The organism is Collinsella aerofaciens (assembly GCF_039752985.1).
Lineage (GTDB): Bacteria > Actinomycetota > Coriobacteriia > Coriobacteriales > Coriobacteriaceae > Collinsella > Collinsella aerofaciens_BT.
This window is the reverse complement of sequence record NZ_JBDMHA010000024.1, coordinates 17,672-27,532: the sequence shown is the minus strand read 5'-3', so window position 1 is coordinate 27,532 and position 9,861 is coordinate 17,672. Positions and strand designations below refer to the sequence as shown.

8 protein-coding genes are annotated in these 9,861 nt (G+C 61.5%); 3 read left to right on the top strand and 5 right to left on the bottom strand.

Translation table 11 applies throughout. The annotated features are described in order from the left end of the window. Both ABHR76_RS04670 and ABHR76_RS04665 read left to right on the top strand, forming a co-directional pair. A partial coding sequence (locus ABHR76_RS04670; protein ID WP_346976950.1) for a GntR family transcriptional regulator occupies nt 1-771 on the top strand: 771 nt, incomplete at its 5' end. A 144-nt stretch (nt 772-915) separates the two neighbouring features. Beyond that, nucleotides 916-1,884: an SIS domain-containing protein gene (locus tag ABHR76_RS04665; protein WP_346976949.1), complete on the top strand. Its 969-nt coding sequence runs from the start codon at nt 916-918 to the stop codon at nt 1,882-1,884. Between the two features lie 378 nt (nt 1,885-2,262). Here the strand turns inward: ABHR76_RS04665 and ABHR76_RS04660 are convergent, their stop codons facing one another. Next, nucleotides 2,263-3,240, bottom strand: a complete 978-nt coding sequence (locus ABHR76_RS04660; protein ID WP_118066164.1) for an L-lactate dehydrogenase — start codon at nt 3,238-3,240, stop codon at nt 2,263-2,265. 211 nt (nt 3,241-3,451) lie between these two features. On the opposite strand from ABHR76_RS04660, the gene metA reads away from it, so the two are divergent. Then, entirely contained in the window at nt 3,452-4,378 is a 927-nt protein-coding gene (gene metA, locus ABHR76_RS04655; protein ID WP_006235124.1) for a homoserine O-acetyltransferase MetA, read from the top strand. 23 nt (nt 4,379-4,401) lie between these two features. On the opposite strand, the gene ABHR76_RS04650 is transcribed toward metA, so the two are convergent. From ABHR76_RS04650 to ABHR76_RS04640, 4 genes are all read right to left on the bottom strand, one after another. Next, complete coding sequence (locus ABHR76_RS04650; RefSeq protein ID WP_195404612.1) at nt 4,402-4,998, bottom strand: 5-formyltetrahydrofolate cyclo-ligase; 597 nt, start codon at nt 4,996-4,998, stop codon at nt 4,402-4,404. Nucleotides 4,999-5,119: 121 nt separating this feature from the next. Next, on the bottom strand, nt 5,120-5,449 hold the full coding sequence (locus ABHR76_RS04645; protein WP_022094981.1) for a type II toxin-antitoxin system HicB family antitoxin: 330 nt from the start codon (nt 5,447-5,449) through the stop codon (nt 5,120-5,122). After that, nucleotides 5,442-5,705: a type II toxin-antitoxin system HicA family toxin gene (locus ABHR76_RS10105; protein ID WP_195404613.1), complete on the bottom strand. Its 264-nt coding sequence runs from the start codon at nt 5,703-5,705 to the stop codon at nt 5,442-5,444. The genes ABHR76_RS04645 and ABHR76_RS10105 overlap by 8 nt, the downstream gene beginning before the upstream one ends. A gap of 390 nt (nt 5,706-6,095) precedes the next feature. Then, nucleotides 6,096-9,140: an insulinase family protein gene (locus ABHR76_RS04640; RefSeq protein WP_346976948.1), complete on the bottom strand. Its 3,045-nt coding sequence runs from the start codon at nt 9,138-9,140 to the stop codon at nt 6,096-6,098. Between the last annotated feature and the right edge of the window lie 721 nt (nt 9,141-9,861).

The window sequence follows — 9,861 nt, the reverse complement described above, 5'->3', positions numbered from 1 at the left end:
GAATGGAGCATAACGATGGCATCCGACAATAAAACCGAGCGCACTGAGGTGTCCGCCGTGCCGCTGTACCAGCAGGTTATGGACGACCTAAAAGGTGAGATCGCGCGTGGCGTGTACGCATCCGGCTCGCGCATTCCTTCCGAGATGGAGCTCGCGAAGTACTACGGCGTGGGACGCATCACCGTGCGCCGCGCCATCGAGGAGCTGTCGCGCGCGGGGTATCTCAACCGCCAGCAGGGGAGGGGCACGTTTGTGTGTGCGCCCAAGCTTAAGCGCAAGATTGTCCAGAAGGGTGACGTTCAGAGCTTTTCCGAGGGTTGCGCTGCCAACGACATGGCGGCCGGAGCACGCCTGGTGTCGCGCACGGTGGTTGCGGCGACGCGCGAGGACGCGGCGTTTTTTGGGGTGGAACCCGGCTGCGAGCTCATCGTTGTCGAGCGCGTGCGCACGGCAGACGGCGTGCCCGTCATGCTCGAAAACAACGCTTTTGTGCTGGCTGACCATCCCTATCTGCAGACGCTTGCCGACAAGGATCTCACGGACAATTCCATCTTTGCGCTCGTTGCCGAGCATTCGGGCCGCGCGCCGCTCAAGTCCGACCCCTGTACTGTGGAGATTGCGCTTGCCGATGCTCAGGCGGCCTCGCTGCTGGAGGTGCCGGTCGGTGAGCCGCTCTTCTATATGGAGGCGTACTTTACCGATGAGGACGAGCGGCCCTTGCTGCTCGGACGCCAAAAGATCGTGGGTTCGCGCTACGTGTTCGACATCTAACGTCCACAGATAGAACGATATAGAACAAATTTGGTGAGATGGCTTCACGGGCGTCGTCATGCGTGCTATAAATAGGACAACATAGAACGACCGCAGGTACGAGCTGACGTCGTTCAAAACCGCCACACAAGGAGGAGTATCACCATGAACGCACACGATCTGATTCAGGAAATTATCGAGCGCAAGGGCAAGATTGAGAATGTCTTTTGGATCGCCTGCGGCGGTTCGATGATCGACCTGATGCCGGCCAACGAGCTGCTCAAGCGCGAGGCCACCACGTTTTCCTCGACGGTCTACACGGCACGCGAGTTTTGCCTGATGGCCCCCAAGAGCCTTGGCGAGAAGTCGCTCGTCATCGCCTGCAGCCATAGCGGCAATACACAGGAGGTCGTCGACGGCTGCGAGATGGCGCTGGCCGCCGGCGCCGAGGTTGTCGCCCTCACCGACTGCGAGGGCTCAAAGATCGACAACGGCAAGTGGACCACCTGGGTCTACCCCTGGGGCGAGGGCGTGCCGCAGGCCGAGGTACCGCAGGGTATCGGCGCTCTGATCGCCGCCGAACTGCTCGACCAGCAGGAGGGCTACGAGGCGCTTGCCGACATGTACGCCGGCCTTAAGCAGATGGATGCGCTGCTGCCCGCTGCCCGCGAGAAGGTCAACGCCGAGCTGGGCGATCGCTTTGCCGAGCTCTGCCAGCAGCACGAGTTCTTCTATATCCTGGGTTCCGGCCCCAACTTTAGCCAGACCTACGCTATGGCCATCTGCTCGCTTATGGAGATGCAGTGGCAGCACTGCTGCTATATCCACTCCGGCGAGTACTTCCACGGCCCGTTTGAGGCCACCGAGCCCGGCGTGTTCTACTTTGTGCAGCTCGGATCGGGCGAGTGCCGCCCCATGGAGGAGCGTGCGCTCGCGTTCCTCAACACGCACACCGATACGGTCATGGTGCTCGATGCGCTCGAGTACGGCGTGGGCGAGGTGCCCGCCAGCGTGCGTTCGTACCTGGAGCCGATCTTCTTCTACAACATGAGCTGCGAGCTGCGCGCCGCCCGTGGCAAGGTGTTTGACCACAGCCCCGAGATTCGTCGCTACATGGGCATCGAGCAGTACTAGGCACCGGGAATTATCTTTTTTGACGGGGTCTGCGCTGCGCGCGGGCCCCGTTTTGCGTTATGGTGGCCGGATTCGTGTCTGCGCGAAAACGAAGGTGAATGTTTTTCCGCGAAGTGAACGACTTATTTTGGACCCCCGAAGCATCGACACTTTTTGACGCCAAAACTGCAGGAAAAACTCGGCGAAACCGCAGGAAACGGTGTCTGAAAAGTGTCGATGCTTCGGGGGCTCGTTTTTGCTCGTTCACTTCGCGGAAAAACATTCACCTTCGATTCGCAAGGGCACTGCGTGAGTCAAAAAAGCGGGCCGCGCTGGGAATTTCCGGCGCGGCCCGCTTAGTATCGCGCCTAGATTCGCAAGGTTGCGGCAGCCAACGGCCTACTTTGCGTCGTAGGCCTCGGCGTCCCACCAGTCGAGCTGGGCGATGTTGTCGCGAATGTGCTGGCAGCTCTTGTGGAAGCCCTCGAGCTCGTACTCGGACAGGTCCAGCGTGTAGACCTCCTCGACGCCCTCAGCACCGATCACGCACGGCAGGGAGGTAAAGATGCCCTCCTCGCCATACTGGCCGGTCATAAGCGTGGAGGCGGAAAGCACGGCGTGCTCGTTGTGCAACACGGCGGCGCAGACGCGTGCGGCGGAGTTGGCGACGGCGTACTCGGTGCACTGCTTGCCTTGGTAGGTCACATAGCCGCCCTTGCGCGCAAGCTCCTCGACCTCCATGTGGTCAAAGGCGTACTTGTCGGGGTTCTCGGCCTGAAGCTCGTTAAGGCTCTTGCCGGCGATGGTCGCGGCCTTAAAGGCTGCCAGTTGGCTAAAGCCATGCTCGCCGATCATGTAGGCGTCGATGGACTTGGGGCTCACACCGACCTTCTTGGAGATCTCGGTGCGCAGGCGGGCGGAGTCCAGGCCGCAGCCCGAGCCGATGATCTTCTTGGGATCGTAGCCGGTCAGGTGCCACAGCTCGGTGCACACGACGTCGCAGGGGTTGGAGATGCTCACAAAGATGCCGTCAAAGCCAGCATCGACGATGCGCTTGGCAAAGGTGCGGGCGGCGTCGGTGGTAAAGAACAGCTCGCCGTCGCGGTTGCCAGCGGCCAGCGCGACCTTACCGGCGGCGTTGACGATGACGTCGCAGCAGGCCAGCTCCTCGTAGTGGTCGTAGCAGTTGACGATTTTGGTATTGTACGGGACAAACGAAAGGGAGTCGCGCAGGTCCTGGACCTCGGACGTCACCTTGGCCTCGTTGATATCGCACAGGTACAGCTCATCGGCAATGCCCTGCATGAGCAGGCTGTTGGCGACATGTGCTCCTACGTGGCCCTGGCCGACCACACCGATCTTACGCGTCTGGTACATATACGTATCCTTTCGGCCGAGTTTTTCGCGTCGAACCATTGTAGCGTCCTGTTGCCACTTTGCTAGGCTAAAGCGCCACAGATTTTTGGGACATGCCGTAATCTCTACTTTTGGAGTGATTTGGGCCGCTGACGGCATCGCTGGGCGATGCGCTCGCGCGGATGGGGCCGGTCGTTGTACCATAGCTGCAACTGACTCGTAAGGAGCATCCATGCCCATTCGTATTCCCGACGCCCTCCCTGCCGCCGCGCAGCTCGAGAGCGAGAACATCTTTGTCATGACCGAGTACCGCGCGCTGCACCAGGACATCCGGCCGCTGCGCGTGCTCATCCTCAACCTCATGCCCACCAAGATCGCCACCGAGACGCAGATCATGCGCAAGCTCTCCAACACGCCGCTGCAGGTGGAGGTGGACCTGCTGCGCACTAAGACGCACGAGGCCACGCACGTGAGCGCCGGCCACCTGGAGACGTTTTACCGCACGTTCGACGACATCCGCGACATCCACTACGACGGCCTGATCATCACGGGCGCGCCGGTGGAGCAGATGCCGTTCGAGGAGGTCGACTACTGGCCCGAGCTCTGCCAGATCATGGATTGGTCCACTACGCACGTGCACTCTACGCTGCACATTTGTTGGGGCGCGCAGGCGGGGCTCTACCATCATTACGGTATCCAAAAGTACGATCTGCCGGCAAAGGCGAGCGGCGTGTTCGAGCATTATCTGGTGAAGCCGCAAAGCCCGCTGGTCCGCGGCTTCGACGACCGTTTCTATGCCGTGCATTCGCGCAACACCGATGTGCGCCGCGAGGACGTGGAGGCCGAGCCGCAGCTTGAGGTCGTGGCCGTGTCCGACGAGGTGGGCCTGTATATCGTCAAGTCGACCGACAGCCGTCGCTTCTTTGTCTTTGGCCATCCCGAGTACGATACCGACACGCTGCGCCTGGAGTACGAGCGCGACGTGAAGCGCGGCCTCAACCCTCAGGTGCCGGCGCACTACTTTCCGGGTGACGACCCCACCGCCGAGCCGCGCAACGTCTGGCGCAGCCAGGCTCAGCTGTTCTACACCAACTGGCTCAACTACTACGTCTACCAGACCACGCCCTACGACCTGGCCCGCGCCGGCGAGGAGCACTAGGCCGCCGGGAGGTGCACCAGCCGTTAGGCGCTGATGATGTGGGGTAGCGGCAGGTCGTGGGCGTCGGTGGGAACGTGGTCGACACGCTGCTCGTCAAAGGCGATGCCGATGATTTGGCATGCGGGCGAGAGCATAGGCAGGTAGCGGTCGTAACAACCGCCGCCGTAGCCCAGGCGCGCGCCGGTTTGGTCGAAGGCCACGAGCGGCACGACGATCATGTCGAGTGCTTCGGCAGGGACGATAGGGAAGCGGTTGCTGTCGATGTCCGTGGCCGCAAAGGCCTGCGTGGGGTGGGCGATAAACGGGGCCGCGTCCGCGTCGCCGGCAGCAACTGCCCGCATGCACATGCGCTGGCCACAAGCTGCGGCTTCGGCTGCCGAGAGCATGCACGGATAGGCCACGCGCCAGCCGCGTTTGGCGGCAGCTGCGGCAAACGCGGCTGGGTCGACTTCGGAACCCATCGCGGCATAGACGGCAACGGTGTGCGGCGCCGCGGCATCCAAGCGGCCCAGCAGATCAACCAGCCGCGCACAGATATCAGCAGACTTCGCCGCCTGCAAGTCCAAATCAAGAGCATCGCGCCGAGCAATCACCGCTCGCCGCAACTCAGCCTTGTCCATCCCGGCTCCCTCTCCCAAACCTACCAAAAAGGGACAGGTTTATTCTGACAGGTTTTATCTGGGCAAACGTCGAAGCCGCCACAAAGGCGCCCTGTGTGGCGGCTTCGACTCGACGTTGGCTTCACAGCGCCGCAGCGATCGCTTCAGTCACAAACTTATTGAGTGACTCACCCTTCTTTGCTGCTGCCAGCGCTGCTTGCTTGTGGAGCTCAGAGCCCGTTCTTACGTTGAACGAGCCCTTAAAAGCCCGCTCGGGTTCCTTGCCCTTCTCGGCGCAAAACTCAAGGTAATCGTCGACGGCGTCGTGGAAGCATTGCTCCACTTCTTCAGCCGTGGAGCCTTCAAATACGATTGCATCCCTAATGCCGGCGACCATACCTGTTAGCACATGCTGTTCGGCATCGAACTCGACCGGGGCGAAATAACCCTTGTATGCCAAAACGTTACTCATGACTACCTCCGACATCTTGCAGAAAGCGAACGATGTTTCGAATGGTCCCCGCTGTCAATTCGTCAGATGGATGAGGCGCGTGCATTACGAACATCCTGCCATCTGATGGCCTGTAGAAGCGAACGCGCGATCCGGATGTCTTGCCTTTGCTGCCCATTTCAAAGCCATATGAAGCCATAACTTTAAGAAAGTCAGCAAATCTATACGTTGAAGGACAGCTAAGCAGCTGGGCGATGAGTTTATCGGATCGAGTCATCCCGCCTCACATTCTGCAACTATATTCTAGTTGCAATTTCAGTTCGATGCAAGCACCTCTACTATAGAACATGTGTGCGTATAGAACAAGTGTTCGAATCGCCACTGAGAAAGGGGACAGGCACCTTTGTGGTGGTCTGTGCTGTGATGGGCGTCTGCGGCGGTTTGTCTAGATCTATAACAGTAACTCGGCAAAATTGGACTTAGATGTTACAGATTGAGACAAAGAGCTGGTGCCGTTCGGGAACGTCTCGATCTGTAACATCTGGAGCCGATATTGCCGTCTAGATGTTACAGATTAAGACAAACCGCCGCGGTGGGCTGCGCCGCCTCGCCCAAGCCGCAAAAAAGGTAGATTTCCGGGCATGTCCCAAAAATCTACCTTTGTGCGTTAGCCCAGCAGGTCGATGACGTTAAAGCCGGCGTTGCTCTTGGCGATGACTTCGCGGCTGCCAAAGACGCAGGTGGGCGACTCGGCTGCGATGCGCGTCACGTCGGCGCCGAGCGAGCGCAGCTCAACGGGCGTGGCGGCGAGCATCTGGGCGCGACGCTCCTCGCGCGCATGCGGATCGAGCCCGGCCAGGTAGGTCGTGTTGCGGCGCTTGGTGAGCGCGTACGGCTTCACTGGCGCGTCCATACCGCTCACACAGCTCACGATAAAGCCCTCAAAGGCGGCCTCGTCAGGCTCAAAGCTGCCGAGCCATTCGCCTGCGCGCGCCACGCGCTCAATCGAGGGGTCGATTGCCGGGTCGCGGTAGGTGTAGAACGCCGTCTGACGCTCACCGGCCGCGCGGAATCCGCAGCCGTACGCACCGCCCTTAACGCGGATCTCGTTCCACAGGTAGTCGTAGGAGAGCGCGTTGGCGGCAACCGCCCAGGCGCCCGTCACGTCAATGCCCAGGCGACGCGGGTCGCACGCGCTTGCCGCAAAGCAGATGTCACTGGGGATGACAAAGGCCTCGTGGCAGTCGCGCGGCGTCGGCACCACGAGCGCGTTGCGGCCGGCATCGGTGCTGTCGCCAGCGCCCAGCCCCAGGTCGCCAGCAGCATTCCAGTACGCGTCAAAGTCCTCGTTGCTGCCGGTAAAGCTCGCCATGCAGCCATCGGCCACAAAGATGCGCTCCGCCAGCTCGGCAAGCTTGGTACGCAGCCCGTCCACGCGCTCGTCAAAGTGCTCGAGCAGATCGCGCAGGAACAGGTAGAAATCCACGCCCGAAAGCTGCTCGCGCACCACGGCCGAAGGCGAGCTGTAGCTCATCGCGCGACCGAGCGCCGCCGAGTGGCCGTTGTTGATAAAGCCCTGCTCAAGCCCAATGCGAATCTGCGTGAGCACGTCGCGCATGCGGTCGGCATCGGCATCTGCCAAAAGCGTGCTCGACCACACCTCGCGCGGCAGGCTCGCCAGCGCATCGATCTTCTCGGACAGGGCGCCGGCGCTCACCAGCAGGTAGGGGCGCACGCCGTCCACGTCGGGCTGGGTCATGACTTCGGTCGTAAAGCTCAAAAAGCCCAGTTTGCCGGCGAGCAAGTTGTCGAGCTCCTCGGCCGAGTGCTCGCTCGTGGGCAGCTGTTTGAGCAGGCGGCAGAGCAGCGTCACATAGGGCAGGTCTTCAAACGCGACGCAGCTCAGGTCGAAATACTGCATGGCGTAGGCCAGGCGGTTGGTGGGGATGTCGTGGCGCAGGCAGGGGATGGGCGCAGTCGTGTCTACGACCAGCGGAGGCTCGGGGCGCGCCTCGCCAATGTCGGACACGCGCAGGCGCGGCAGCGTGGCCTTGGCCTCGGGCGTGTCCTCGGCCTCCTGCGCGGCACGCAGCGCAGCTGTGCGCTCGACCACGTCGGCCAGCTCGGCATCGGTCATGGCATCGCGCTTGGCTGCCAGCTCGGCGGCCTCGGCGATCTCCGCGCCCTCGGCGGCGTCCACCGGCACCAGCTCGACCAGTGCCATGTGATCGTTCTGCAGCACCAGCTCGCGCAGCAGGTCCTCAAAGTAGCTGCCGTCCAGGTCGCCGCGCAGCTCCTCATACACTGGACCGTACTTGAGCGCCAGCGTCGCGGCGTCGTCATCGTAGAGCCATGTGCTCAGCGCGTCGCACGCAATGGCCACGCCGTCGGCGATACCGTAGTCGCGCTGGCGCAGGTCGTATTCGTTGCTGCTGATGATGGCTTCCAGGCGCTCGCGCGGAACGCCATGCTCGCATAGGTCGCGGCAGGCGTCCTGGAACACGCGACGCAGCTCGCGCGCCACGCCGGGCTGCGCGTTTTGCAGCATGATGAGCTCGTAGGGCTGCAGGCTCTCGGCCGCGGTGTAGCTCACCACGTTGCCGCCCAGGCCGGCGGCCAGAATGGCCTTCTTAACCGGCGCTTCGTTGGAACCCAGCAGTGCTTCAAACAGGATATCCGCCGCGATCGTGCGTTTGCGGTCGAGCGCGCTGCCCAGCACCAGGCCCAAGCCCACCAGGGCGTTCTCAGGTGTAGTGGCCATCTCGACGCGCTTGTACTCGCAGGTCACGGGTGCCTGCACGCCCAGCGGATTGGGCGCCGGCGCGGACGGGTCCTCGCCGGCGGCAACGGCGGCGTCCATGCGGCGGCTCGCGGCACTCGGCTGCGACAGATAGCGCTCGTCCAAAAAGGCCAGGGCGCGGTCCACGTCCAGGTCGCCGTAGAGCGTTATATAGGAGTTGGAGGGATTGTAGTGGCGTGCGTGCGTATCCAGGAACTGCTCGTAGGTGAGCGCGGGAATCGCACGCGGGTCGCCGCCGCTCTCGTGCGCATAGGCGGTGTCGGGATAGAGCGCGGCGTTGACAGCATCGTCCAGCACGCTCATGGGATCGGACAGCGCGCCCTTCATCTCGTTGAACACCACGCCGTTATAGCGCAGGGTGCCCTCGCGCAGGCTCGCGGAGCCGCCCTCGCCATCGCCCTCGGCGTCCTCCGGCAGGTCCAGCTCGTAGTGCCAGCCCTCCTGCTCAAAAATGGTGGACTTGGTGTAGATGGCCGGGTTGAACACCGCGTCCAGGTACACGTCCATCAGGTTGTACAGATCCTGCTCGTTGGTGGTGGCAACGGGGTAGATGGTCTTGTCGGGGTAGGTCATGGCGTTGAGGAACGTCTGCATGGAGCTCTTGATCAGGTCGACAAATGGCTCCTTGACGGGAAACTTGGCCGATCCGCACAGCACCGAGTGCTCAAGAATATGGAACACGCCGGTGGAATCGGCCGGCGGCGTCTTAAAGCCAATGGCGAAGGCCTTGTTTTCGTCGTCGCACGCCAGGTACAGCAGGCGAGCGCCCGAGGCGGTGTGGCGCAGCACGTAGGCGTCCGAGTCGAGCTCGGGCACGGTCTCGCAGCGCTCGACGGCAAAACCGTGACAGATGGTACCGGGCACCAGCAGTGCGGCAGCAGCGGCGCGCGGGTCGGTTGAGGTGGTGGACATATGCAGTCTCCTTTGACGCCCCAGCGGGGGCGAATCGAGTCGAATCCCCGAGAGTATACCCATATGGGGCCGCGGCTCTGCGGCGAACTGAAGACGATGCTGGCGGATTGGGCAAAGGCCCCGCGTGACCGCCGCGCGAGCGTGGAAACTTGGACGCCTATCGAATGAGAGTGGATTTTCGGACGGAATCAGCCTCAAAACGCCCAAAAACCGTCCAAAAATCCACGCCCGTCCATCACTCACGTATCTCTCATCTCTCATCCGTCACTAATACGAGAGATAGCAGAAAGACGAGAGATAAATATGAGAGATAACAATGCTGCAAGGTGGCTGGGGGATCGAGTCAAAGTTCCCGTATACATGCGTTTACCTGCGCGAACGTGATTTGATTGAACCGATAACGGCATTTTTGTTTCTCATCTCTCACTCATCTCTAATGTGAGAGATAAATGAGAGACGAGAGATAATTACGAGAGATAGCTGAGAGATAGACAGACAGACGGTTTGTCGGGGACATGTATTGCTGTCAGATTGATGCTGCGTGCGGAGCAGCTGCACTGACGCCCACTCCCCGCATCGCGCCATTTCGCGCGCTGTGCAACGAAACCTGCGGCAAAGCAGTTACGATAGCCCAATGTGCGTCGCGCACGACGATGATATCGGCGCCCGCGACTGGGGGAGAATACATGGCAGAGCAGCAGATAACGCTGGGGACCAAGCT

Excerpts from the sequence above, each read along its gene's own strand:
- ABHR76_RS04665 (WP_346976949.1), top strand. The coding sequence starts at position 916 with ATGAACGCACACGATCTGATTCAGGAAATTATCGAGCGCAAGGGCAAG.
- ABHR76_RS04660 (WP_118066164.1), bottom strand. The coding sequence starts at position 3,240 with ATGTACCAGACGCGTAAGATCGGTGTGGTCGGCCAGGGCCACGTAGGA.
- metA (WP_006235124.1), top strand. The coding sequence starts at position 3,452 with ATGCCCATTCGTATTCCCGACGCCCTCCCTGCCGCCGCGCAGCTCGAG.
- ABHR76_RS04650 (WP_195404612.1), bottom strand. The coding sequence starts at position 4,998 with ATGGACAAGGCTGAGTTGCGGCGAGCGGTGATTGCTCGGCGCGATGCT.
- ABHR76_RS04645 (WP_022094981.1), bottom strand. The coding sequence starts at position 5,449 with ATGAGTAACGTTTTGGCATACAAGGGTTATTTCGCCCCGGTCGAGTTC.
- ABHR76_RS10105 (WP_195404613.1), bottom strand. The coding sequence starts at position 5,705 with ATGACTCGATCCGATAAACTCATCGCCCAGCTGCTTAGCTGTCCTTCA.
- ABHR76_RS04640 (WP_346976948.1), bottom strand. The coding sequence starts at position 9,140 with ATGTCCACCACCTCAACCGACCCGCGCGCCGCTGCTGCCGCACTGCTG.